The 23,319-nt window shown below is 36.9% G+C and carries 26 protein-coding genes; 18 read left to right on the forward strand and 8 right to left on the reverse strand.

Going from position 1 to position 23,319, the window contains the following annotated elements:
- Window positions 1-42 precede the first annotated feature (42 nt).
- The 3 genes from AXA65_RS10765 to AXA65_RS10775 are packed head-to-tail and all read left to right on the forward strand — an operon-like array spanning window position 43 to window position 1,687.
- Entirely contained in the window at window positions 43-516 is a 474-nt protein-coding gene (locus tag AXA65_RS10765; protein ID WP_063970106.1) for an SRPBCC family protein, read from the forward strand.
- Complete coding sequence (locus tag AXA65_RS10770; protein ID WP_086048171.1) at window positions 513-971, forward strand: sterol desaturase family protein; 459 nt, start codon at window positions 513-515, stop codon at window positions 969-971. Before AXA65_RS10765 ends, AXA65_RS10770 begins: the two co-directional genes overlap by 4 nt.
- Window positions 971-1,687: a lycopene cyclase domain-containing protein gene (locus tag AXA65_RS10775; RefSeq protein ID WP_063970108.1), complete on the forward strand. Its 717-nt coding sequence runs from the start codon at window positions 971-973 to the stop codon at window positions 1,685-1,687. The genes AXA65_RS10770 and AXA65_RS10775 overlap by 1 nt, the downstream gene beginning before the upstream one ends.
- A 51-nt stretch (window positions 1,688-1,738) precedes the next feature.
- Here the strand turns inward: AXA65_RS10775 and AXA65_RS10780 are convergent, their stop codons facing one another.
- From AXA65_RS10780 to AXA65_RS10805, 6 genes are all read right to left on the reverse strand, one after another.
- On the reverse strand, window positions 1,739-2,902 hold the full coding sequence (locus tag AXA65_RS10780; RefSeq protein WP_063970109.1) for a MalY/PatB family protein: 1,164 nt from the start codon (window positions 2,900-2,902) through the stop codon (window positions 1,739-1,741).
- 7 nt (window positions 2,903-2,909) lie between these two features.
- Window positions 2,910-4,475 carry an ABC transporter permease/substrate-binding protein gene (locus tag AXA65_RS10785; RefSeq protein ID WP_063970110.1) on the reverse strand — a complete coding sequence of 522 codons (1,566 nt, stop codon included), beginning with the start codon at window positions 4,473-4,475 and terminating at the stop codon, window positions 2,910-2,912.
- A complete protein-coding gene (locus tag AXA65_RS10790) occupies window positions 4,472-5,392 on the reverse strand; it encodes an ABC transporter ATP-binding protein (protein ID WP_063970111.1) in 921 nt (306 codons plus the stop codon). The genes AXA65_RS10785 and AXA65_RS10790 overlap by 4 nt, the downstream gene beginning before the upstream one ends.
- 6 nt (window positions 5,393-5,398) lie before the next feature.
- Window positions 5,399-6,589 (reverse strand): ergothioneine biosynthesis protein EgtB, encoded by a 1,191-nt coding sequence (gene egtB / locus AXA65_RS10795; protein ID WP_063970112.1) that lies wholly within the window; start codon window positions 6,587-6,589, stop codon window positions 5,399-5,401.
- Between the two features lie 18 nt (window positions 6,590-6,607).
- Window positions 6,608-7,591 carry an L-histidine N(alpha)-methyltransferase gene (locus AXA65_RS10800; RefSeq protein WP_063970113.1) on the reverse strand — a complete coding sequence of 328 codons (984 nt, stop codon included), beginning with the start codon at window positions 7,589-7,591 and terminating at the stop codon, window positions 6,608-6,610.
- 267 nt (window positions 7,592-7,858) lie between these two features.
- Entirely contained in the window at window positions 7,859-8,299 is a 441-nt protein-coding gene (locus tag AXA65_RS10805) for a YybH family protein (RefSeq protein ID WP_165596595.1), read from the reverse strand.
- A gap of 515 nt (window positions 8,300-8,814) precedes the next feature.
- On the opposite strand from AXA65_RS10805, the gene AXA65_RS10810 reads away from it, so the two are divergent.
- Genes AXA65_RS10810 through AXA65_RS10880 form a run of 15 tightly spaced genes read left to right on the forward strand, consistent with a single transcriptional unit; the run spans window position 8,815 to window position 21,774 of the window.
- Window positions 8,815-9,390, forward strand: coding sequence for a TerD family protein (locus AXA65_RS10810; protein ID WP_063970115.1), 576 nt, complete (start codon window positions 8,815-8,817; stop codon window positions 9,388-9,390).
- A 4-nt stretch (window positions 9,391-9,394) separates the two neighbouring features.
- Window positions 9,395-10,045, forward strand: a complete 651-nt coding sequence (locus AXA65_RS10815) for a hypothetical protein (RefSeq protein WP_063970116.1) — start codon at window positions 9,395-9,397, stop codon at window positions 10,043-10,045.
- Between the two features lie 6 nt (window positions 10,046-10,051).
- Window positions 10,052-10,717: an HAD family hydrolase gene (locus AXA65_RS10820; protein WP_063970134.1), complete on the forward strand. Its 666-nt coding sequence runs from the start codon at window positions 10,052-10,054 to the stop codon at window positions 10,715-10,717.
- A gap of 7 nt (window positions 10,718-10,724) precedes the next feature.
- Window positions 10,725-11,600: a phosphoribosyltransferase family protein gene (locus tag AXA65_RS10825; protein WP_063970117.1), complete on the forward strand. Its 876-nt coding sequence runs from the start codon at window positions 10,725-10,727 to the stop codon at window positions 11,598-11,600.
- Entirely contained in the window at window positions 11,534-12,088 is a 555-nt protein-coding gene (locus AXA65_RS10830) for a TerD family protein (protein ID WP_063970118.1), read from the forward strand. The genes AXA65_RS10825 and AXA65_RS10830 overlap by 67 nt, the downstream gene beginning before the upstream one ends.
- Window positions 12,088-13,167, forward strand: coding sequence for a toxic anion resistance protein (locus AXA65_RS10835; RefSeq protein WP_063970119.1), 1,080 nt, complete (start codon window positions 12,088-12,090; stop codon window positions 13,165-13,167). Before AXA65_RS10830 ends, AXA65_RS10835 begins: the two co-directional genes overlap by 1 nt.
- 7 nt (window positions 13,168-13,174) lie before the next feature.
- Window positions 13,175-14,143: a hypothetical protein gene (locus AXA65_RS10840; RefSeq protein ID WP_063970120.1), complete on the forward strand. Its 969-nt coding sequence runs from the start codon at window positions 13,175-13,177 to the stop codon at window positions 14,141-14,143.
- Between the two features lie 2 nt (window positions 14,144-14,145).
- Window positions 14,146-14,757: a TerD family protein gene (locus AXA65_RS10845; protein WP_063970121.1), complete on the forward strand. Its 612-nt coding sequence runs from the start codon at window positions 14,146-14,148 to the stop codon at window positions 14,755-14,757.
- 47 nt (window positions 14,758-14,804) lie between these two features.
- The gene (locus tag AXA65_RS10850; RefSeq protein ID WP_063970122.1) at window positions 14,805-15,485 is read left to right on the forward strand and encodes a TerD family protein; all 681 of its coding nucleotides are present in this window, start codon (window positions 14,805-14,807) and stop codon (window positions 15,483-15,485) included.
- 11 nt (window positions 15,486-15,496) lie between these two features.
- Window positions 15,497-16,135 (forward strand): vWA domain-containing protein, encoded by a 639-nt coding sequence (locus AXA65_RS10855; RefSeq protein WP_063970123.1) that lies wholly within the window; start codon window positions 15,497-15,499, stop codon window positions 16,133-16,135.
- A 4-nt stretch (window positions 16,136-16,139) separates the two neighbouring features.
- On the forward strand, window positions 16,140-16,778 hold the full coding sequence (locus AXA65_RS10860) for a vWA domain-containing protein (protein ID WP_063970124.1): 639 nt from the start codon (window positions 16,140-16,142) through the stop codon (window positions 16,776-16,778).
- A 15-nt stretch (window positions 16,779-16,793) separates the two neighbouring features.
- Window positions 16,794-17,840, forward strand: a complete 1,047-nt coding sequence (locus AXA65_RS10865) for a TerY-C metal binding domain-containing protein (RefSeq protein ID WP_063970125.1) — start codon at window positions 16,794-16,796, stop codon at window positions 17,838-17,840.
- 3 nt (window positions 17,841-17,843) lie between these two features.
- Complete coding sequence (locus tag AXA65_RS10870) at window positions 17,844-19,223, forward strand: PP2C family serine/threonine-protein phosphatase (protein ID WP_063970126.1); 1,380 nt, start codon at window positions 17,844-17,846, stop codon at window positions 19,221-19,223.
- Window positions 19,224-19,227: 4 nt separating this feature from the next.
- Entirely contained in the window at window positions 19,228-20,739 is a 1,512-nt protein-coding gene (locus tag AXA65_RS10875; RefSeq protein ID WP_063970135.1) for a helix-hairpin-helix domain-containing protein, read from the forward strand.
- 9 nt (window positions 20,740-20,748) lie between these two features.
- Complete coding sequence (locus tag AXA65_RS10880; RefSeq protein ID WP_063970127.1) at window positions 20,749-21,774, forward strand: TerC/Alx family metal homeostasis membrane protein; 1,026 nt, start codon at window positions 20,749-20,751, stop codon at window positions 21,772-21,774.
- 258 nt (window positions 21,775-22,032) lie between these two features.
- Here AXA65_RS10880 and AXA65_RS10885 read toward each other — a convergent pair whose 3' ends face one another.
- The gene (locus AXA65_RS10885) at window positions 22,033-22,752 is read right to left on the reverse strand and encodes an alpha/beta hydrolase (RefSeq protein ID WP_235630759.1); all 720 of its coding nucleotides are present in this window, start codon (window positions 22,750-22,752) and stop codon (window positions 22,033-22,035) included.
- 163 nt (window positions 22,753-22,915) lie between these two features.
- On the reverse strand, window positions 22,916-23,319 hold a 404-nt coding region (locus AXA65_RS10890), incomplete at its 5' end, for a Crp/Fnr family transcriptional regulator (protein ID WP_063970129.1).

Here is a 23,319-nt window from a genome sequence, read left to right on the forward strand (position 1 = left end):
ATATTTTTAATGATAATGAACTACTAATGAAAAAGATTGAAAATGAAACACAGACTTTATAAGGAACAACAGCTGAACTGCGATATAGAAACAGCATGGAACTTCTTCTCAGCCGCGAATAATCTATCGGTGATCACGCCTCCAGATATGAAATTCACGGTTCTCACAAAACTTAAAAATGATGAGGTCTTCGAAGGCATGATCATAGATTACACGGTTTCACCACTTCTTAATATTCCATTGGGTTGGCAAACGGAAATCACACAGGTTGATTTTCAGACGAGTTTTACAGATTTCCAACAAAAAGGGCCTTACAAATTATGGAATCACTTCCACGAGTTTATACAAAATGAAGACGGTGTTTTGATAAAAGATACGGTAGATTACGAATTGCCTTTAGGTTTTTTAGGTGAGATCGCTCACAAACTTTTTGTGAAAAAGAAACTGGAGAATATCTTTGATTTCCGTCATGAGGTTTTGGAGGTCATGTTCAACAACAAGAAAAAAGCATCATGAATTTTCTAATTGTCTTTATTACTTTTTTTCTGATGGAAGGCTTTACATGGACTGTTCACAAGTATGTGATGCACGGTTTTCTATGGTCACTTCATCGCGATCATCATGACCATAGCAGTGATCCACCTTTAGAAAAAAATGATTATTTCTTTGTTATTTTTGCAATTCCTGCAATTGCACTTATGTATTTCGGGACTATCAATGGTTTTAATGTCTTGTTCTATATCGGACTTGGCATCACACTGTACGGCATGTCTTATTTTTTTGTCCATGATATTTTCATCCATCAAAGGGTTAAGTTTTTAAAGGATACAAAGAACCCTTATCTATTGGCGATAAGACGTGCTCACAAGCAACATCACAAGCACATCAACAAAGAAGAAGGCGAATGTTTCGGATTTCTTTGGGTGCCTATAAAATATTTCAAAATGTATTTTAATAAAGATAAAGCCTAATGTTACAGTACACTTATCTACTGATCAATTTCTTTACCGTGATCATCTGTTTTGTTTTTTCTTTTCATCATAAGATCAAATTCAACAGGCACTTTGGGGCTTTTATCAAAGCGTCGTTATTAGTAGGTTTTGTATTTGTTCTTTGGGATATTTGGTTTACCAGACATGGCGTTTGGTGGTTCAATTATCGATATTTAATAGGCTTCAAAATTTCGGAATTACCAATTGAAGAGATCATGTTCTTCATCTGTATTCCATTTTCGTGTGTTTTCACTTATTTCTGTTTGGACAAATTTTTCAAATTGGATTGGAAACCACAGTCTGAGAAGATCTTCGTCACGATCACATCTATTTTATGTTTAGCAATTGCGCTTTATTACAATGACAGGATCTACACATTTGTCACCTTTTTCACATCATCCATCAGTTTATTGCTCTTGTATTTTGTTCTAAAAATCAAATGGATCGGAAAAGCGACGGTTATTTATTTATTGCTGATGCCTGGTTTTTTAAGCGTTAACGGAATTCTGACCGGAACAGGACTAGACTCTCCTATTGTCAATTATAACCCTCAGAATTTCATTGGTTTCAGAATCCTGACAATTCCTATTGAAGATGTTTTCTACGGTTATGAGATGATCCTGTGGAACCTTTTTTTCTTTTATAAATTTAAAGGAAAAGAGAGTGAACCTAATTTAGAGACTGCTAGTATTTAATTGTAAATCAGTTATTTAATTGGGAACGGAATATTTATTAGTGTATAAAATCTATTTAAATGCGATTTCCAGACGTCTGAGTCCTTCGCAAAGTAGTTCTCTTGGACAGCCGATATTGATCCTCAGAAAACCTTCACCAGCTGATCCGTACATTGTGCCTGGATTGACCCAAAGTTTTTCTTCTTCGAGTAAAAGTTTGGCTAATTCTTCGGAAGTCCTATTCAAAGAACGACAATCCAGCCAGACTAAATATGTTGCTTCTAATGGAAGAACCTTGATTTGAGGTAAGTTTTCAGCGATGAATTCTATGAGATATTGATAGTTTTCAGACAGATAAATTTTCAGTTCGTTCATCCATTCTTTTCCGTTTTGGTAAGCAGCGATCAACGCTGTGGCAGAAATAGGATTTGGATAGCTTGTCTCTTGAATTTCAAATGTTTTATCTATTTTATCTAAAGTGTTTTTGTTATCAGAAATCACATATGAAATTGGTAGACCTGAAAGATTAAAAGTTTTGCAGGGCGATCCGCAAGTAACAGATTCCAGATTGTAATTTTCAGCGATTGATATGAAAGGAATATGCTGATGACCTTCAAAAACCAAATCAGCGTGAATTTCGTCTGAAACAACCATCACCTGATGTCTGGAACAAATTTCCGCCATCTTTTCAAGCTCACTTCTTTTCCAAACTCTGCCAACAGGATTATGTGGATTACAAAGTAAAAGCAATTTTGCCTTAGGATCTGAAGCTTTAAATTCCAAATCATCGAAATCGATTTGATAATTTCCGTCTTCGTAGATCAGATTATTTTCGACCAAACCAAATCCACAATTGTTAAAAAAATAATAAAAATGGTTATAAACGGGTGGCTGGATGATAATATTTTCGCCTGATTTTACAAACGTTCTCAAAATGGCGGAAAGCGTCGGAATCATTCCCGGACCTGGTAAAATCCATTCTTTACGAATATTATACTGATGAATATCTTTCCACCAATCAATGATTGCATCGTAAAATTGAGGCGGAGTAATGCTATAGCCGAAAACGCCGTGTGATGCTTTCTTCAAAATAGCTTCCGTGATTTCCGGAGCCGTTTTGAAATCCATATCTGCGACCCACATTGGCAATACTTCAGCATCTGTAGTCAAATCCCATTTTACAGAATCGGTTCCTCGTCTGTCGATGATCTCGTCAAAATTATATTTATTTGCCATCCAATTTCTATTTTGAATCCAGATATTTTTTAAGGTCAGAAATGCTTTGTATCTTCAACTCATCTGCCTGTTTTTTGCGCATCATCAAAGCATAAGAATTATTAAAGCCAAGCGGTTTCAACCACTGAATTCCATATTGTTTTCTGAATTCTGAATCTACAAATTGATACGTTTTATCGGCACTTTGCGAAACAGTTTGAATGTTTTTTTTTGATGGTTTCAATAAAACTAAAAGTCCTGTGCCTGTATATTCAGGATAGAAATCGATGGCGTCATTCATCAAAGCATCAAAGCAGATTTTTGTTCCGCCCAATCCGGTTTTGGTTTCCACTTTGTAATTGGTGTAGCCTTCAATCAGCATTTTATAAATCTCTGTCAGAATATATTGCTCACCGAAAATCTTTGACCCAATCCTAACTGTTCCTCCATTTCCGTTTCGTGGAACTCTATATAATTGAGTTTTAATTAAAAAATCTTTGGCAATTTTTTCCGGCGTTTGGTTGAGATAATCAGAACGGTAATTCAAATCTGTCATTATCGAATCATTGAATTTCCCCGCAAGCAAATTCAAGGTTTCGTCCAGTTCAGGAAACTTTTCCAATGTTTTGGTTTTGATAATAGGCGCCGCAAAATATGGTGGAAATATCTTTTTGTCATCATCCAAAACGTACAAATCAAACGCTTTGATTCTTCCGTCTGTAGAATATCCGCTGATTAAATCCAATTCACCTTCAAAAGCGGCTTTGTACATCACGGCATCATTTACCACTTTCGGATTGACATTCAATCCGTACACTGACCTTAAACCTAAATCGCCGTCCTGTCTTCCCATAAATTCAGGTGTAAATCCTGCTTTTAACTTATTATCTGAAACGGAAGTCATTAAATAAACAATTCCAAATATCACTAAAATTGCAGGAATGATGTACTTTAGTTTCTTTAAAAACTGATAGCCATATTTCTGCAACACAGCAATCGTCTGGTCGAGTAAAATTGCCAATAAAGCTGCGGGAATGGCACCTGTCAAAATCATATTGGTGTTGTTCAAAGAAATTCCACCAAAAATAAATTCGCCCAAACCGCCTGCTGCAACAAAAGAAGCCAATGTCGCCACACCAACATTGATAACCGCCGCCGTTCTGATTCCCGCAATAATCACGGGCATTGATAAGGGAAGTTCAACCTTGAAAAGCAATTGTTTCCGGTTCATTCCCATTGCTTTTGCCGCTTCGATAACTGTTGGATTTACACCTGTAATTCCTGTAAAAGTATTTCGGATAATTGGAAGCAGTGCGTAAATCAATAATGCTACAATTGCCGGTGTTGCGCCAATTCCAAAAGCGGGAATCATAAAACCTAGCAAAGCGATACTTGGAATCGTCTGTAAAATTCCTGCAAAACCTAAAACCGGACTTGACAATTTTCTCTTTCGGGCAATCAAAATTCCTAATGGTAAACCAACGATAATCGCTAAAAGTAATGACAAAAAAGTCAATCCCAAATGTTGACCAACCTGAGTCAGTAATTTTTCGTGCTGTTCTATGACGAACTGCCAAAGACTTTGCTGCGTCATACGATTTGTAATTTTCGGTAGTCGTTGAATGCTTTAATCAACATTTCGTAAGCATCTGTATTTTTTTCGGCAGAACTTAATTTTTGTAAAGCATTCCAAACGCTTGTATTTTCATTAAAATTAAAATCCTTGAATAAAGTTTCTGAATTGATGAAAGATTTAACATCATTCAAACTTGCAACTTTGTATTCCAATAACAATCTGTTTTCGGCAAAGAAATCTTTCACAAAATCATTCTCTGGACGATACAACATTTCCTTTGGAGTTCCGGTCTGGATAATTCTTCCTTTATCCATTAAACAAATTCTGTGTCCCAGTTCAAACGCTTCCTGAACATCGTGGGTCACGAGAATAATGGTCTTATTTTTAAGTTCTTCCAGCGATTTGAATTCGGAATGAATGTCAGCTTTCGTAATATTATCCAACGCGCCGAAAGGCTCATCCATCAGCAGAATCGGTGAATTGGCTATCAAAGCCCGGGCAATTCCCACTCTTTGCTGTTGACCGCCACTTAATTCGTTAGGAAAGCGGGAAAGTACATCTTCGGAAAGATGGAGCTTGTGTAAGAGCTCTTCTGTTCTTTTTTGAATCTTTTGTTTGTCCCATTTTAATAATTCCGGAACAATGGCAATGTTTTGTCTGATGGTGTAATGCGGAAACAATCCTGAATGCTGCATCACAAAACCGATTCCCATTCTAAGATCTTCCACTTTCTGGTCACGGATATTTTTTCCATCAATCAAAATATTTCCGGAATCGGCCTCTATCAATCGGTTAATCATTTTCAAGGTCGTCGTTTTTCCACAACCGCTGGTTCCCAGAAGCACCAATATTTCCTTATAATTGGCCTGAAAAGAAATATCGTCCACCGCTGGTTTTCCGTTGAAGCTTTTAGAAACCGATTCTACTGTAATCATAGGCAGTTATTGAACAAGTCTGATTCCTGTGAACTGCCATTTTAGACCAGTTTGGAAAAAATTACGGTATGTATTTCTGCTGTGTCCGATTGGCGTTGCAACAGATGCGCCGCGCAGAACCATTTGATTGACCATAAATTTTCCATTGTACTCTCCTACTGCGCCGGCTTCTTTTTTAAATCCTGGGTAAGGCAAATAGGCAGAGTTTGTCCATTCCCAACGACTTCCCCATTCGAAATGATTGGAAGCAACTTCCCACTCAGCTTCGGTTGGCAAACGCATTCCTTTCCACGATGCGAAGGCTGAAGCTTCGTAAAAATTGATGTGACAAACGGCATCATTTAAATCTAGTTCTTGAAGTCCATTTAAAGTATAATCCATCCATTTCCCGTCAATCAAATGCCAATATAAAGGAGATTTTGCTTCATTCTGTTTCACCCAATCCCAACCTTCGGCGTGCCAATGTCTGAAATCTGCATAACCTCCAGCTTCCATAAATTCTAGATATTCCGAATTGGAAACTAAACGGTCAGCAATTTCAAAATCATTGAGATACACTTTATGTCTTCCCAATTCATTATCAAAACTGAAACCTTCACCTTCAAAACCGATTTCGTAAACATCTTCGGAGAATTGAATCATTTCAATATTTTCAGAATGTTCTTTTTTAGAAATACTTTCATTTTTATACGCTGGAAAAAGTGGATTGTGACCTAAAATATATTTGATATCGGTTAATAATAATTCCTGATGCTGCTGCTCGTGATTGAGTCCAAGTTCTAGTAAAGGTTTGATTTCTTCCGTTAAAAATTCGCTGTTGAGAAAAACATTCATTTGTTCATCAACATATTTTCTGTATTTGTAAATATCAGAAACTGATGGTCGGCTTAAATTTCCGCGGTCTGTACGAATGACTCTGGCGCCAATTGTTTCATAATAACTGTTGAAAACAAAATTATATTGAGCATCGAAAACCTGATATTCTGGGAAGTTTGGTTCCAAAATAAACGTTTCGAAAAACCAGGTCGTGTGACCCAAATGCCATTTTGGTGGACTCACATCTACGATTGGCTGAACGACGTAATCTTCGATTTCCAGAGGTCTGCAAATCTCGACAGAATGGTTTCTAATTTCTGAATATTTCTCTGTCCAATTGGTTATGGAATTTGATATGGTTAAAACGGAATTTGTTTTCATTGGAATTTAATTTTAAAATTACAGAATTTGCCAAATAGAATCCACAAACCAATTTTTGGAATCGTGTATTTCATCAATGATATGAAATTTGGAGTCCCTGGCGAGTTTGCTGATATCTTCCTGAGAAAATTTTTGTGAGATTTCCATATCAATCAACTCATTTTCTTCAAAGCGAAAAATTTGGTTACCCATGTGGACATTTTGCTCCGCAAGACTTACGAGATAACTTTTGCAAACCCCTGAGATTGGGTCGTAGGTTTGGTAATGCTGGAAATTCAGAACATCGAAATCCGCTTCCAGTTCGCGGTTCATTCTTATGAGAAGATTCAGGTTGAAGGATGATGTGATTCCTGCTTCATCATTGTAGGCATTGAGAATAGTGTGTGGGTTTTTCTTAAGGTCGAAACCAACCAGAAGAATATCGCCACGATTAAGTTTTCTCCGCAATTCCCGGCAGAAATGGTAAGATTCTCCCATATCCATATTGCCGATATTGCCGCCCAAAAATAAAACTACTTTTCTTCTTTGAGAGATGGACATTGCTTTGTCGAGCATATCAAAATAATCACCTTCCAACGTTTTGACCTCTAAATCTGGCAAATCTCTGCTGAACTTCCCACTTAATTCTTCAAGAATATGACCTGAAATATCGATTGGCATATAAGTGAAATCAATATTTTTCTTGGTCAGATGTTCCAGAAGGTAACTCGATTTCATTGCATCTCCGGCACCCAATTCTATTAGGTCAAAAGGCTTGTTATCTATCAAAATACTTTTTGCTAAAAGCTCTGTTTTATTTTTGAAGATATCCAGCTCACAATCGGTCAAATAATACTCAGGCATATTCATGATCTGTTGGAAAAGTTGATCACCTGCTTTATCGTAAAAATATTTTGAATGTAGTCTTTTTGGACTGCTTTGTAAGCCTTCAATAACGTCTAAAAGAAAAGTTTCCTTGGAGTCATTTTGCGTCTGAAACTCTGTTTCCACCTGTGAATTCATAAGTATTATTGTTTTTGGTTTTTAGAGAACTACAACTATCTTGCCGACAGCGGAATTACTTTAACTAAAAAGTTTGGGCTTATAAAAATTTGATCAATTGTAAAGACTTTTTTGATCTCCTCTTGGATCTCTACATTTGCAAGCAACCGATCCTTTTTATTTCTATCTCATTTTGTAGAAACGATTTTCAATCCTTCGGTTTTCTGTTTGTTCTATGGTCAAATTCTTTGGTCCGCCAATCTGTACAAGATTACTGTTCTCATACTTTTAAAAATTGTTTTCCTTTACGTTGTTGAAGATATATCTGAAAATTTTCCAGTCGCTTCCTTCTTTTCGAAATACAAAAAAATCCCTACTCGTCTTTTCTATTTTTGATCCGTTTTTGACATTTGTTTCTTTCGTTTTTGCTTTCGCCTCTACAAATGCATGATTTTCATTAATATCGATTTCGACGTCATCGAATTGGATCTTAAAATCTTTATTTGAAAAAAAAGCAGAACTCGATTTTCCGATTTGAGCTTTTGTCAACGTTCCGAAATCCGAAGGCATGAAAAGACAATCATCTGAATAAAATGATAATATCCGATGGATATCACCCGAATTGATTGCCGTTGCAAAATTTTGAATATGCTCTTGTAATATATTTTTATGATGACCCATTATTTCTAAATTTAAAATGATCTCGTGTATGAATACATTTGTTTGCATTCTGATACAAAATTGAACATCTTTGAAGTAAACCATCAATGAACAAATACAAGAAATAGCATTGAACTAGTTTAAGTTTTTGAATAGAAAGAGAGCTCTTTTTGTTCTTTTGTCAACAGATATTTTAGTATGATTGTCCGCTGAGAACGTAAAATTGGAAAAGTGAAGATCGGATCAAATTGTTTTAGAACACTTCAAAGACTGTTTATTTCTTATAAAAATTATGAGTTTGAGAGGCAGTAGATTTCTTAATTGTTTGATAATTTTAAAATAGTCCAATGATAGATAAGAAGTTAGGTCAGAATTAAATTGATAAAGATCATACTCATATATATATTTGAATTTTTACTTTCACTTTACGGGTTCCCGTTTTTTACTTTCAAAGCCTTTTTATATATTTAACCTCAGTTATATTTCAGTATTGAATATGAAGTAAAATGTATAGGCTTTTTCAGATATCCAAAAGCGTATTTTTTTTATAATGTTAAAACATAACCAAGCACAATATTTATTTTATGGCAATTAATTTACAAAAAGGTCAAAAAATTGACATCGGATTAACTAAAATGACAATCGGTCTTGGCTGGGATCCAAACGAAGGAACTGGTCATGACTTTGACTTGGATGCATCAGCGATAATGATCGATTCCAATAGAAAACTAGTGGGAGAAGATTATTTTATTTTCTATAATAATTTGAAATCTCCAGATGATGCACTTACTCATACAGGCGATGATCCCACAGGTGGAAACAGCGATGGTGACGATGACGAAGCCATCATCATTGACCTTGAAAAAGTGGATCCGCGAGTAGAGGAAATCCTGTTTGTCGTTACAATAGAAGACTTTGAAAGAAGAAAACAAAACTTTGGACAGGTACGCAATTCGTACATCAGAATTGTAGATAACTCTAACAACGAAGAGATTGCTAAGTACGAATTAGACGAGGACTTTTCCATAGAAACTGGCGTTGAGTTCGGACGACTTTATAAAAGAAACGGCGCCTGGAAATTCGAAGCATCGGGAATTGGCTACAAAGCAGACCTTGGCTTTTTCTTGGAGAAATATTATAACGGATCAATCATAAAATAACAGTATGGCAATTAATTTACAGAAAGTTACCATAGAGAAACAAGGTGACACACACTCTATTGATCTTACAAAAAAAGATAGCAACAAGGAGATCATCATCAACCTGAATTGGTCGCAAGGTGAAACCAAAAAAGGCTTTTTTGCAAGCTTGTTGGGTGGAAACAGCGCGATCGATTTAGATCTTGGTTGTTTTTATGAACTGGCCGATGGTTCAAAAAATGTGATCGATGGTGTTCAGTTTTCGAAAGGAAATGGCGGGCCTAGAGACAGAAAAACACGTCAGGGAAGATATACAGATGCGCCTTGGATCTGGCATACGGGCGATGACAGAGGTGCCGCTGCAGGATCAGGAGAAAACATTATCGTGAATCCGAATAACAGCATCAAAAGAATGGTCATCTATTGCTTCATCTACGAAGGTGTTGCAAAATGGGCAGAAACCAACGGCGTTGTGACCATCAAAGTATCAGGTAATCCAGATATAGAAGTTGAAATGGGAAAACAGAACGACACCAAAAAATTCTGTGCAATAGCGGAGATTCTCTTTTCACCAACAAGTTTGCAGGTGAAAAAACTGGTGACATTCCATAATTCACACAGCGATTGTGATAGGATGTACAACTGGGGAATGCAATGGGCAGCTGGATCTAAATAATTGTTTGTGGAAATAGACATAGATTCTTACGAGCATTTTTCCTTTGACCTTTGGCTGACGTTGATCAGATCAAATCCCGATTTCAAATTCAAAAGAGATTCTTTGTTCAGAGATTTTTTTTCGATTGATAAAGATATTGATGAAGTCAGAAAAGTGATCAGACATTATGATGTTTTATTCAATAAGATTTCTGAAAAAACAGGTAATCATATCGAGAGAGAAGAAGTTTTTCTTTTGATGTTAGATGCGTTAGGTAAGGAAATTGATGCGATTGATGAAAATCATCTAAAGTCGTTTTTTCAGCAGGTAGATGAATTATTTTTGAATAATATGCCCGTTCTTTTATGGGAAAATATCGAGGAAATATTGATCGAGATCAAAGAAAAAAACAAAACTGCCAGCATCATGAGTAACACAGCCTTTATTCACGGCGACTCATTGAGGAAAGTTTTGGAACATCTTGGTCTGGCTCAGTATTTTTCTTTTATGATTTTTTCTGATGAAGTCAAAGCTTCAAAACCGAATGCTCAAGTTTTTGATATGGTTTTTAAGAAGATCAATGACTTCAGGAAGCTGGATAAAGAACAGGTTTTACATATCGGCGATAACAAAATTGCGGATTATGACGGTGCAGAAACATTTGGGTTTAACTCAAAATTGGTGAAATTTTAAAAAAGTTATGAAGAAAAGATATAGTTTACATAAAATTGAAAGTGAACTTAAAAGCCCTTTTGATGAGGGAAGTTACAGCAAATTCAAGTTTGGGGACACTTCTGTTGCAAGACATTTTGCAGCGGAATTATTCCAAGGTTTTATTTCCGAATTTAAAGATGAATTACTACAGCAGGAAGAGATCATTTTGTTCCCAAGTCCTTATCATTCCATCCCGACGGCTTCTAATTTTCTCTGCACGTACTTCAAAGAGCAGCTGAACTATTTCCTTTTCGAGAATGGGAAAGCGGCTTGCCTGGAAGGTAAGATCCACAGAAAACAAACCTATGTGGAAGATTACGGCAATATGAGTTATGAGGAACGTATCAATCTGATTTCGAATGACACTTATTACATCGATAAAAGCTTTGTGGATGGGAAATTCTGTCTTTTTATAGACGATATCAAGATCACAGGAAGCCACGAAAATACGGTTGATAAGATCTTGAAACATTACGGCGTAAATGGCGAGTTTATTTTCGTATATTTTGCTGAATTAATAAACAAAGACATTCATCCGAAAATCGAAAATCATTACAACTATTTCAACGTAAAAACGACAGAAGATCTGATCGAGGTTATTAATGGAAAAGATTTTCATTTTAATACAAGAATAACCAAATATATTCTGCTGATGCAGGATCTGGATTTTGGAAAAATTTATGATAACATCTCAGAAGCGAAAAGAAACGAGATCCTGAGTTTGGCAATCAGTAACAATTACCATCTGGTAGACGAATACAAAGAAAATATTATCAAATTAAAAAATAAATTACAATGGCGATCAACTTACAAAAAGGACAAAGACAAAACATTAATGCACCAAAATTCACTATTGGATTAGGCTGGGACGCAAACAATTCTTCTACTGGAGGCGCTTTCGATCTAGATGCTTCGGTTTTTGTTTTGGGCGAGAATAAAAAAATAGTTTCTGACGAGTTTTTTGTTTTTTACAACAACTTGCAAACGCCTGACAAATCGGTGACACACACAGGGGACAACCTTACTGGAGACGGCGATGGCGACGATGAGCAAATTAAAATTGACCTTACAGGAATCGATCCAAGAGTTAAAGAGATCATCGTGGTGGTTACGATTCACGAAGCAGATTCTAGAAATCAGAACTTTGGTCAGGTTAGAAATTCTTTCATCAGAGTTTTCAACACTGAGACAAACGAAGAGATTTTAAAATATGAATTAGACGAGGATTTCTCAATAGAAACGGCCGTAGAATTCGGTAGAGTTTATGAGAAAAACGGCGAATGGAAATTCGAAGCGGTAGGAAACGGACAAAGAGACGGATTAGAAAAATACCTAAGCTTATATCAATAATGGATTTACCTCAAGTTAACAATGCGGTCATTGATAAAAATGGCAATGTAGATCTGGCACAGCTGGCAACTACAGATGTTCAGAAATACGACAGCCTTTCTGGTTCTATTGACGAGCAAAATCCGAATTCAATCATCAATTTCGGATCAGAGTTACAGAATTCTTTGGCGAACCAAAGTGATTCTTTCCTTAATAATGTTAGAAAGTCAAATTCAGGCGAAGTTGGCGATCTGATCAACAAATTATTGGTCGAACTGAACTATGTGGATGTTGACGAGATCGAAGGAAGTTCTGTGAAAAAGTTCCTGAAGAAGATCCCGTTTTTGAATAAAATGGTTTCATCTGTAGAAACGCTTTTTGTGAAATACGACAAGATCGTCAATAACATTTCTGATATTTCTAATAAAGTCAATGCAGGAATCATCAATTCTACTAAGGATAATGCGGTTCTGCAAACGATTTTCACCAGCAATATAGAATCTGTAAAAAAAATAGAGGATTACATCATCGCAGGAAGCATTAGAATGCAAAAGTCCAGCGAGGAATTGGCATTAATGGAAACAAATGCTGCCAATTATCAGGATTATCAGATCTCTGACAAAAGAGATTTTATCAACAGATTGGACAGAAGGTTGGCAGACCTCAAAGTGGTTCGTTTTATCATTTTGCAGTCTTTGCCACAGATCAGATTGATCCAGAACAACAATGTTTCTATTGCAGAAAAAGCGCAGACTATTTTAACAACTACCCTTCCGGTTTGGAAAAACCAGTTGACTTTGGCTGTTGCCATGCACCGTCAGCAGCAGAATATTGACATTCAGAAAAAAGTATCATCTACTACGGAGGAGATCTTGAGAAAGAATGCGCAACGATTGCAGCAAAACACTGTGGATGTTGCCCGTGCAAATGAGCAGACCATTGTTTCTGTCGAAACGTTGAGAGAAACAACCAGTTCATTGATCAATACCTTGAATGAAGTGAAACAGATCCAGCAACAAGGTACACAACAGAGACAACAGCTGGATGTGGAGTTGAAAACCCTTGAAGATACTTTAAAAAAGCAAATTCAAAATTCTTAAATAACAATTGAGTCCAGAGCAGAATATTTTAAAGAACAGTAAAAAAAGAATACAGAAACTAAAGCTTCTAAGTAAGTTTTTTCAGAAGGAAGATCTGATCAATATCATCATAAAAACGGAAGTGATCCAGTCCTACTTTGAATCCAAATCCATTGCTGGTCTGGACATCAATAAGTTGGAATTGTTTCACATCCAGTATACTGATAGTCTGATTGTCCTTCTTGATAAGATCAAAAAACAAAAGGAAGCTGGGATTCTTACGGCTTATAAGGAGATCGATGCCAATGAGGATTATATCGCAGGATTTATCTCTCAGGAAAAAGGCGGCCGCGATTTCAATACTGAAAGAAAATATCAAAATGCATTGGTCTCAGACTTTTTAAGATCAATTTATGATAATCTGACGGATGTCAGAAAAACCGTAGATTATAAAAAAGTTCGGGAACTTTCTAATATTTACGCTCAGGATTATTACAGGAAAGAAGCGAAAATAGACTGCTTGCTCAGTTTGCCCGATGTCAAATATTATGAATTCGATAATGTAGATATCGAGCGGAAATTATTAGGAAAACTGAATGCTAATAACTTTAAGATCCGGTTTGTTTGTGGTTATATCATCAGTAATCAGATCTTTGAATTGTTCAGGATTGTTGACACCAATGAGGATTTTATCTGGAATCTGCAGACGAATGGATTTTATCTCCTGGCAGAAGATATCGGAATGTTGTTAGACCGCTCTCCTAATACGTCTTCAAAACGATCGATCGTAAGTGAGCTCAGAAACAGGAATGAAGAACTTAGAACAAAAGCTGACAGTCTAAAAACCGAACTTCCGGAAGAGGTGATCACGCTTTTAGAAAAGTACAAAGAGACTTTGGACAGTCAGGAAGTCCTGAACCAAGTGATAAGCATTGATGAAGAACTGAGTATTCTTAACTCGATGCTGAATTTAAATTTAAATAATAAAATACAATAAAAATGGCAATTAACTTACAGAAAGGACAAAGAATAAGTCTGGTAAAAGAAAACGGAACAACCTTACAAAATGTTTGTGTAGGCGTTAACTGGGGCGCAATCGAAAAGAAAAGCTGGCTGGGAAGCGTGACAAAAGAAGCAGTAGATCTGGATGCAAGCTGTATCTTGTTCGATGATGCGAAAAACGTTTTGGATATTGTTTATTTCGGACAACTCAAATCGAAAGACGGTGCTGTAAAACACAGTGGCGATGACCTTACAGGTGACTTGTCTGGCGATGATGGATTGGATAATGAGATCATCACTTTGGATTTTTCTAAATTGAGTTCCAATGTGAATTACGTTGGATTTGTACTTAACAGCTACAAAGGACAGGATTTTGGAACAATTCCTTTTGCGTCTATCAGAATTTATGAAGGAACACCTACAAGAGTTACAGAAGTTTTTGCGACTTACAATATTGCAAAAGGTGATAATTTTGGTGGCCACGTGGCGATGGTGATGGGCGTTTTCTACAAGAAAAATGGAGAGTGGAAATTCAATGCGATCGGAGAACCTACCAGAGATAAAAAACTGCAGGAAACAGTGGAAACTGTAAGACAGAATTATTTATAATTCATTTTGATTTCTTAAATTAATACATAATTGAAAAACTAATAACCATGTCAATCAATTTACAAAAAGGACAAAAGATAGACCTTAGAAAAAGCACTGGAGAAGCATTGACCAATTTCTGCGTCGGCGTAAACTGGGGCGCCATAGAAACTACAAAAGCGGGATTTTTAGGTTTCGGGACCAAGAAAGTTGTTGAGGATGTAGACTTGGACCTTAGCTGCGTCATGTTGAATCAGAACGGTGATCTTGTAGACTGGATCTACTCGCCGGAATACAATGGCTGGCTTTCTCAGAACAATTTTCCATTAGGCAAACTTTCTTCTAAGGACGGCGGTTTCAGACACAGCGGAGATGACCGACAAGGCGATGTAGGCGGCGATGATGGTTTGGATAATGAGATCATTTCCGTAGATCTTGGACGTGTAGGTCCAGATGTGGACAAGATCTTTTTCTTCCTTAATATCTATTTGAATCAAGGTCAGAATTTTGACTTTGCTCAGATTCCGTTTGCAAAGATCAGAATGTATGAAGGAACACCGACTCGTGTCAATAGTGTCCATTCAACTTATGATATTGTCACAGACTCCAGCTACAAAGGAAAAGGTGCATTGATCTTGGGCAAACTTTACCGCAGAAATAGCGATTGGAAATTTGATGCCATTGGCGATGCTTCCGATGATAAGATCTTTGTTCAGACCATTCAGAGGATCACACAAAATTATAAATAACCACATTTGATATGAGAAGATTACCCGTTTACCTACTGCTGGATACCTCAGGCTCGATGTCTGGCGAACCGATTGAAGCTGTGAAAAATGGCGTTCAGATGATGCTTCATTCTTTGCGTCAAAATCCACAGGCCATTGAAACGGCTTATGTCAGCATCATCACATTCGACAGCGAAGCTAAGCAGATCGTTCCGCTTACAGATCTTGCATCTTTCCAAATGGTCGAAATCAAAGCACAAAGTACCACTTCACTTGGCGCTGCACTGGGATTATTGGCTGACAAAATGGAACTTGAGATCACAAAAACAACCACAGACCAAAAAGGCGACTGGAAACCTCTGACTTTCATCATGACAGATGGCGTTCCTACGGATGATTGGCAGGTTGGTTTTAATAAACTTAAGAATGTAAACAAAGGTCTAATTGTAGGATGTGCTGCCGGACAAGGTGCAGACGATTCTATTCTTAAACAGATCACAGGATCTGTTGTAAGATTGGACAATGCAGATTCCGAAAGTATTTCCAAATTTTTCCAATGGGTAACTGCATCCATTTCTACCACCTCTACAAAAGTAGAAGAAACAGGAATTGATTTTGTTGGGTTGGATCAATTGCCTCCTCCTCCATCTGAACTGGTAATCGTATCATAAAATTATGAACAGAAGACTATTAGCCTATTTTTTACTGGACACTTCCGGCTCGATGAGAGGCGAACCAATTGCTGCGCTCAACAATGGCTTCAATGGCCTCATAAGCATGCTGCGTTCTGACCCACAAGCCATGGATTCTCTGCATATCAGTGTGGTCACATTTGATAGAGAAGTTAATAATCTGATTCCGTTGGTTGACTTGGCGAGTTTTCATCCAGTCGAGATCAAATGTCCAGATAGCGGCCCAACTCATACTGGTCAGGCTTTGGAAATGATCTATGACCTCGTGAACAAAGATCTGATTAAAGGTTCAGAGGACAGAAAAGGTGACTGGAAACCATTATTATTTGTATTTACAGACGGCAAACCTTCTGACCTGCAGAAATACAGAGAGATGATGCCTAAAATTAAATCCTTGGATTTCGGTGTGATCGTAGGTTGTGCAGCGGGACCAAAAGCAGAAGTGAGTTTTCTTCAGGAATTAACTAGTAATGTTGTAAAACTAGATACCACAGACGCTTCCACCTTGACCACATTTTTCCAATGGGTGAGTTCATCCATCGAAATGGGAAGCAAATCGCAAGGCACCGGAGAATCTATGACACTTCCACCACCGCCAAGCGAACTGAATATTATTGTCTAAAAAAAACCAAATGCTATGAGAAGATTACCCATTTATTTCCTTCTGGACGTTTCAGAATCAATGATTGGCGAACCAATAGAACAAGTTCAGGAAGGTATTGCAACCATTATCAAAGAACTAAAAACTGACCCCTATGCTTTAGAAACAGTCTGGATTTCCATCATTGGATTTGCAGGAAAAAGTAAAACCATTACACCTTTGCAGGATGTCATCACATTTTATCCGCCTAAGATCCCTATTGGCAGTGGCACTTCCTTATCCAAAGGTTTGGAGGAATTGATGAATGCCATCGACAGAGATGTCGTGAAAACAACCTATGAAAGAAAAGGCGACTGGAAACCGATTATCTTTCTATTCACAGACGGCATTCCGACTGACGATTCCGAAAAAGCAATCAACCGCTGGAATAATGATTACAGAAGCAAAAGTAATCTCGTCACTATTTCCATTGGTGACAATACCAATCTCAATCTGCTAGGACGCTTGTCCGATCAGGTTTTGCTGTTCAATAATACCGACAGCAATTCATATAAAGAATTTTTCAAATGGGTGACTGCATCTATTAAAACCACAAGCGAAAATATTAATAATACCAATAAAGAAGGCATCGACCTAAGCAAATCAAATCCTGATATTGTTGAAAAGATCGACTTGACCAAAAGTCATTCGTTACCAGATAATAACTTTGTTGTCCTCAGTGGAAAATGTTCTACGAATGACAGAATGTACCTGATGAAGTTCAAAAAATCTTTGGAAGAATCAAGTGTTCCAGGATTCCAGACCAGATTTTACAAGATAGAAGGTGCTTACAAGATAGATGAAAATTCTTACAGAGAATATTCGTCAGACTCAGGAAGCTTTATCAACAAAATCTCAAGCGAGGAACTTTATGGTAATCCTAGTTGTCCGTCGTGCGGGAATAATTTTGCTTTGGCAACCTGCGTTTGCGGAGGGATACATTGCATCAACGGCGATGGGAATGCAAAATGTCCTTGGTGTGGCAATACTGGATTTTATGGGATGGCAGAAGGCGGATTCGATATTAATAGAACATTAGGATAAGCAATGGAAAATGTTTTACGCGAGGTTTTAAAAGAAAATAGAATTGAGACCAATAAAGTCGTAGATTCTACCATAAAAAAACTTTTGAATAATGTCAAGGTCTCTGAATTATCAAAGTCCATCAATGATTTAAAATCCAGAATTTTAGAAATATTTAATATGACGAAGGAAATAGAAGAATTTAAAGAAAGCCACATTGTAATTCCAAATGCCAATGCAAAAAAGGAATATGCTTTCACATTTGATATGGCGCGGTTTCCTTCGATAAAAATCAAGGGAATCAAAAATCTGGAATTGGTAGGTCTTGAGTTCGACACTGAAAATGTAACTATTTTTGGAAGTCCGACAATCGCTGATCAAATCGATATTCAAATTGAATTTTTTAATGAAGAGGACGAAAATCTGGAATTGAATATAAAAAGCATTCCATTCATCGTAAATGCTGACCCAAAAGACCTTTGGCTCAACAAACCAAGTCCTGAAAACAGCAGATTTCCCAAAGAAGAAAATCTGACTTATAGTACTGGGTTTTTAGATAAAAAAATTGTGGTGGCTTCCAAAAGAGGAAGGTCACACGCTCACGAAGGCACTTTCCGCGATGATGATTTCTTAGTGAGATCTCTTTCAAATGATTGGGAGGTAGTCGCAGTTGCCGATGGCGCTGGATCAGCAAAATTTGCACGAGCAGGATCGAAATTTGCTACCGAATATATTATTCAAAGTTTTGATAACGACACTTTTTTACAAACTTTATCATCAGAAGTTGATAGTTATTTCGATGATCAATCTGCTGATGATATCAAACTAAAAAACAAAACCTTCATCATCAACAGTCTTTACAAAACGGTAAAACAACTGAACGAAGCACTTGGCGATTATGCAACTTCGGAAGAGATCAACCTAAAAGACCTTCACACAACTTTGATTTTCTGCCTGGTCAAAAAATTTGATTTTGGATATGTGATTTTATCATTCGGCGTTGGAGATTGTCCCATTAATGTCATTGGAAAAGATGAAACAGATGTTAAATTACTCAATATTTTAGATGTTGGAGAATTCAGTGGTGGTACAAGATTTATTACGATGTCAGAAATCTTCAGTAGACCCGATATCGCGGACAGATTCGGGATCAATTGTTTTCCTGATTTTTCTAAATTAATTCTAATGACAGATGGGATCTATGACCCTAAATTTGTTGTAGAAAGTAAATTGGAAAATTTGGAAAGCTGGAAAAATTTCCTTCGAGATCTGGATGGAGAGAATGAAGAAAATATAAAAGTGGATTTTGTGAACGATCAAAATATTGAAGTCCAATTATCCGATTGGATGGATTTCTGGAGCAAAGGAAACCACGATGATAGAACATTAGCTGTAATTTATTAGAATGATGAGTACGATCAAAGTTAGTTCTATCATAGACCCATCGAAGTCCTACGAATACATCGATGATGGCAATCCTAAACGAGGCGGTGTGAAAGATGTCTATTTTTCGCCTGACAGAAAATATGTGGTCGCATTTTTCAGAGATCCGCTGGATTTTAATCAAAAGGACAGGATCAAAAGAATCGTCTCTCTGTATCTTGATAATATCAAAAAAGGAAACAGCTCAGATTATTTCTTGGATGAGATTTTCCGATGGCCGTCTGATGCGGTAGAAAAAAATGGAAAGACTGGCGTGATCGTCCCGATCTATAATTCCAAATTTTTCTTCAAGAAAGGCTATTCCAGAGATGAGACCATCAAGGGCGGAGAGAAAGTGGGAAAATGGTTTACCACGCCTTCCTTCAGAAATAACCAATATCCGCTGGCTTTGGATAAGTCAGAATTGGGCGATTGGCTGAGTTATTTTCAGATCGCGATCAATATTTCCCGTGGTGTAAAAAAGATGCATCAGATGGGATTGGCGCATTCCGATCTGTCGTACAATAATGTTTTGGTAGATCCTGTTACTAAATCAGCAACGATCATTGATATTGATGGTTTGGTGGTTCCAGGATTATTCCCACCGGAAGTGATCGGAACAGCAGATTTTATAGCGCCAGAAGTTCTTAAGACAAAACATCTACCACTCCACGATGCTGATCGTGTTCTACCAAATCAAAAAACCGATCTGCATGCGTTGGCTGTTTTAATTTATATGTACTTATTGAGACGACATCCATTGCGAGGCGGAAAGATCTGGGATCTGGATTCGGAAAGAGATGAAGTCTTGTCGATGGGAGAAAAAGCGATCTTCGTGGAACATCCGTCAGATCATACGAATCGAGTAAAAACGGACCATCTGAAAAAATGGAATCTGTTTTGGGGAGATCCAAATAAAATCCCTTACACGGTTACAGGACCTTATCTGTCAGAATTGTTCACAAGGGCATTCGTGGATGGTCTTCACAATCCTATGCTTCGTCCTATCGCTAATGAATGGGAAACCGCATTGCTGAAAACCGTGGATCTGATCCAACCTTGCAGTAATCCTAATTGTGATGAAAAATGGTACGTCTTTGATAACACTTCGAAACCAAAATGTCCCTTTTGTGGAACGCCGCACAGAGGAACTTTGCCAGTTGTGGATCTTTATTTTAAATTCAAAGATAATGTCTGGAAACCAGAAAATCACAGATTAATGGTCTATCACAACCAATATCTTTTCAAATGGCACGTTTCTAAGAAAGTCGTACGGAACGAAAGCCTGACGGCCGAGGATAAAAAACCTGTAGGCTATTTTACATTTTATCAAAACAAATGGGTCTTGGTGAACCAAAGTCTGCCCGATATGAAGGATATGACTGAAAATAAACCAGTTCCCATCAACTCTATGGTAGAATTGACCGATGGAAAAAAAATAATGCTGTCCGATGAAGAAGGCGGACGATTAATATACATAACTTTGACAAATAAATAATTTATAACTATGGATAAGAGTATTATCGATTTACATCCAGGACTGGTAGCGGGCTTCGCTATCGTAGTATTTATTATGCTACTACTGGATCTTGGGATTTTTAACAAGAAGGCGCATGAAGTATCTTCTAAAGAAGCAACCATTTGGAGCATCATCTGGATCTCACTGTCAATGGCGTTTTCCGGCGTTGTATATTGGGTTTTCAACCAAGATGCCGGCGGCCACGAAATAGCGATCGAAAAATTCACACAGTTTCAGGCAGCGTACTGGATAGAAAAAGCATTGTCTGTGGATAACTTGTTTGTCTTCATCCTGGTGTTTGGATTTTTCAAAGTTCCAAGATATTTGCACCACAAGGTCTTGTTTTGGGGGATTATTGGAGCCTTAATTTTTAGAGCGATCTTTATTTTTGCAGGTGTTGGGATCATTAATCTGACGTATCTGCCAGAATTTGTAGTGTTTGGGACACCAGTGAAGATCAACGTTGTGATGACGCTCTTCGGATTGTTCCTCGTCTATGCCGGAATCAAATCCTGGGGTGACGGCGATGGCGATGAAGAAGAAGATTACAGTGAAAGTGCAGGTGCGAGACTTGTAAAAAGATTTTGGAAAGTTTCGGACAACTACGTTCAAGACAAATTTTTCACAGTTCAGAATGGCATCAAGATGGCAACACCACTATTGGTAGTTGTAGCGGTGATAGAGTTTACGGATGTACTTTTTGCAGTAGATTCTATTCCAGCGATCTTTGCGATCTCGAATGACCCATTCATCCTTTATACGTCTAACATTTTTGCGATATTGGGATTAAGGTCTCTTTACTTCCTATTGTCCAATTTCATTCATATGTTCAGCAAACTGCCTTACGGACTTGCCATTATTTTAAGCTTCATTGGAGTTAAGATGATCATCTCGCCGTGGTATCATATTTCCTCTCCGATATCATTAGGAATTGTGGGTGGCATATTGATCTTGTCTGTACTTCTTTCGATTATTTTTCCAGACAAAGAAGATGATGTAGAGGAAAGTAAATAAAACTATTTTCAACAAATCACCTATAAAAAAGCCCTTGAATATCAATATTCAAGGGCTTTCTATTGTGGCTTCAAACGGAGTAAATTTGAGTTTTAATTAATTCTTATATTTTACTTTTGATTATCATTTAGTTATGAGTAGTCGTAATATGGGGTTTTCTATTGTCCATAAAGAACAGAAACTTTGTTATAAATCTTCTTTTTTATTGATATGGATTTTAAAATAGGTTTTCTATCAAGATGATTGATTTGAAGTCTTTCATCTCTGGAAATAATTTTCAAAAAGTGACAATTGATTTGATAAAGCTTTGCTCCAATATTCGATATCGTGCTTTCCTAAAGATTCTGTATAAAAATGCTCAACTCCTTTATTGGTCAATGTTTTGTGGAAATTTCGATTCATCTCAATCATTTGTTCGTCTTCTGTTCCACAATCGAAAATGTAATATTGGTCGGCATTTTTCATTTTATCTGCTCTGTTATTGATTTGATATTCAGAAGGCAGTTTTTCAAATGCTCCAAGAACATCTTCAACCTGATAATTTTTATAACCCTCTCCGAAGTAAGCAAAATCTAAAGCGCCACAAGTACTTCCAACAACTGAAAAGGCTTGATTGTGATTTAATCCGACATTTACAGCTCCAAATCCACCCATACTCCAGCCTAGAATTCCACGGCTTTTTCGGTCTTTGATGGTTGGGAAATGAGAGTCGACATAATCAATCAATTCTTTTCCAATAAATGTTGAATACTGCGATTTGTTATTAATCTGACTATCGACATACCAACTGTTAAAATTTCCGTCAGGTAATACATAAATTGTCTGAAACTGTTCCGATTTTTTAACTAAATCCGGAATATCCTGTTTGTAAGTTCTGTTCGGGTTTCCACTGTAACCGTGAAGAATATAAACAGTTTTGTAAAGTTTTCCTTTTTTAATTTCAGGAGTAATGATGACTGTTTCGATATCTTTTTTCATTTTTGGGCTGTAAATCTTTTGAGAAATGATTTTTTGCGCAGAAAAACACAGTGAAATGAAAGTGAGAATAATTATGAATGTTGTTTTCATCTTAATTGATTTAAATTACAAAGCAAAATTCGCCTGTAAAAAGATGAAAAACATTTACATATGTTGATGAAAATTAAAAATTTAATTCTCTACGGATTCGGCTCAATTGAGTTGGTGTGATTCCGAGATAGGACGCAATCTGATGTTGTTTCAGGCGATTGAAAAGCTTTTGATTTGCGTGTAATTCTTTATAACGTTGTTTTGCAGATTCAGATTTAAGGTTGATTTCCAAAGGTTCTTTTTTTACTACCCAATTTTTTTCTAGATAAGCAATTTGGAATAATGCCAAGTCGTGATGTTCTGTAATCAACTTTCTGAATATGTTTGCAGAGTAAACGATCACCTCCGAATCTTCAAGTGCCACAATAGAAAATTCGCTCGGACTTTCCTGGATAATTGAAGAAGTCGAAGCGCAAAAACTGTTTTCCTCAAAAAATAATTTATAGATGATGTTACCGGGATCAAGATCAAAACCTG

It is taken from the genome of Chryseobacterium sp. FP211-J200 (assembly GCF_001643375.1).
Taxonomy (GTDB): Bacteria; Bacteroidota; Bacteroidia; order Flavobacteriales; family Weeksellaceae; genus Epilithonimonas; species Epilithonimonas ginsengisoli.

Bases quoted from the DNA above. Each gene is read 5' to 3' on its own strand.
- AXA65_RS10875 (WP_063970135.1), top strand. From the start codon at position 19,228: ATGAGTACGATCAAAGTTAGTTCTATCATAGACCCATCGAAGTCCTAC.
- AXA65_RS10830 (WP_063970118.1), top strand. From the start codon at position 11,534: ATGGCGATCAACTTACAAAAAGGACAAAGACAAAACATTAATGCACCA.
- AXA65_RS10885 (WP_235630759.1), bottom strand. From the start codon at position 22,752: ATGAAAAAAGATATCGAAACAGTCATCATTACTCCTGAAATTAAAAAA.
- AXA65_RS10800 (WP_063970113.1), bottom strand. From the start codon at position 7,591: ATGAATTCACAGGTGGAAACAGAGTTTCAGACGCAAAATGACTCCAAG.
- AXA65_RS10825 (WP_063970117.1), top strand. From the start codon at position 10,725: ATGAAGAAAAGATATAGTTTACATAAAATTGAAAGTGAACTTAAAAGC.
- AXA65_RS10870 (WP_063970126.1), top strand. From the start codon at position 17,844: ATGGAAAATGTTTTACGCGAGGTTTTAAAAGAAAATAGAATTGAGACC.
- AXA65_RS10810 (WP_063970115.1), top strand. From the start codon at position 8,815: ATGGCAATTAATTTACAAAAAGGTCAAAAAATTGACATCGGATTAACT.
- AXA65_RS10855 (WP_063970123.1), top strand. From the start codon at position 15,497: ATGAGAAGATTACCCGTTTACCTACTGCTGGATACCTCAGGCTCGATG.
- AXA65_RS10785 (WP_063970110.1), bottom strand. From the start codon at position 4,475: ATGACGCAGCAAAGTCTTTGGCAGTTCGTCATAGAACAGCACGAAAAA.
- AXA65_RS10765 (WP_063970106.1), top strand. From the start codon at position 43: ATGAAACACAGACTTTATAAGGAACAACAGCTGAACTGCGATATAGAA.
- AXA65_RS10780 (WP_063970109.1), bottom strand. From the start codon at position 2,902: ATGGCAAATAAATATAATTTTGACGAGATCATCGACAGACGAGGAACC.
- AXA65_RS10770 (WP_086048171.1), top strand. From the start codon at position 513: ATGAATTTTCTAATTGTCTTTATTACTTTTTTTCTGATGGAAGGCTTT.
- AXA65_RS10775 (WP_063970108.1), top strand. From the start codon at position 971: ATGTTACAGTACACTTATCTACTGATCAATTTCTTTACCGTGATCATC.
- AXA65_RS10815 (WP_063970116.1), top strand. From the start codon at position 9,395: ATGGCAATTAATTTACAGAAAGTTACCATAGAGAAACAAGGTGACACA.
- AXA65_RS10860 (WP_063970124.1), top strand. From the start codon at position 16,140: ATGAACAGAAGACTATTAGCCTATTTTTTACTGGACACTTCCGGCTCG.
- AXA65_RS10845 (WP_063970121.1), top strand. From the start codon at position 14,146: ATGGCAATTAACTTACAGAAAGGACAAAGAATAAGTCTGGTAAAAGAA.
- AXA65_RS10880 (WP_063970127.1), top strand. From the start codon at position 20,749: ATGGATAAGAGTATTATCGATTTACATCCAGGACTGGTAGCGGGCTTC.
- AXA65_RS10790 (WP_063970111.1), bottom strand. From the start codon at position 5,392: ATGATTACAGTAGAATCGGTTTCTAAAAGCTTCAACGGAAAACCAGCG.
- AXA65_RS10805 (WP_165596595.1), bottom strand. From the start codon at position 8,299: ATGCAAACAAATGTATTCATACACGAGATCATTTTAAATTTAGAAATA.
- egtB (WP_063970112.1), bottom strand. From the start codon at position 6,589: ATGAAAACAAATTCCGTTTTAACCATATCAAATTCCATAACCAATTGG.
- AXA65_RS10835 (WP_063970119.1), top strand. From the start codon at position 12,088: ATGGATTTACCTCAAGTTAACAATGCGGTCATTGATAAAAATGGCAAT.
- AXA65_RS10865 (WP_063970125.1), top strand. From the start codon at position 16,794: ATGAGAAGATTACCCATTTATTTCCTTCTGGACGTTTCAGAATCAATG.
- AXA65_RS10850 (WP_063970122.1), top strand. From the start codon at position 14,805: ATGTCAATCAATTTACAAAAAGGACAAAAGATAGACCTTAGAAAAAGC.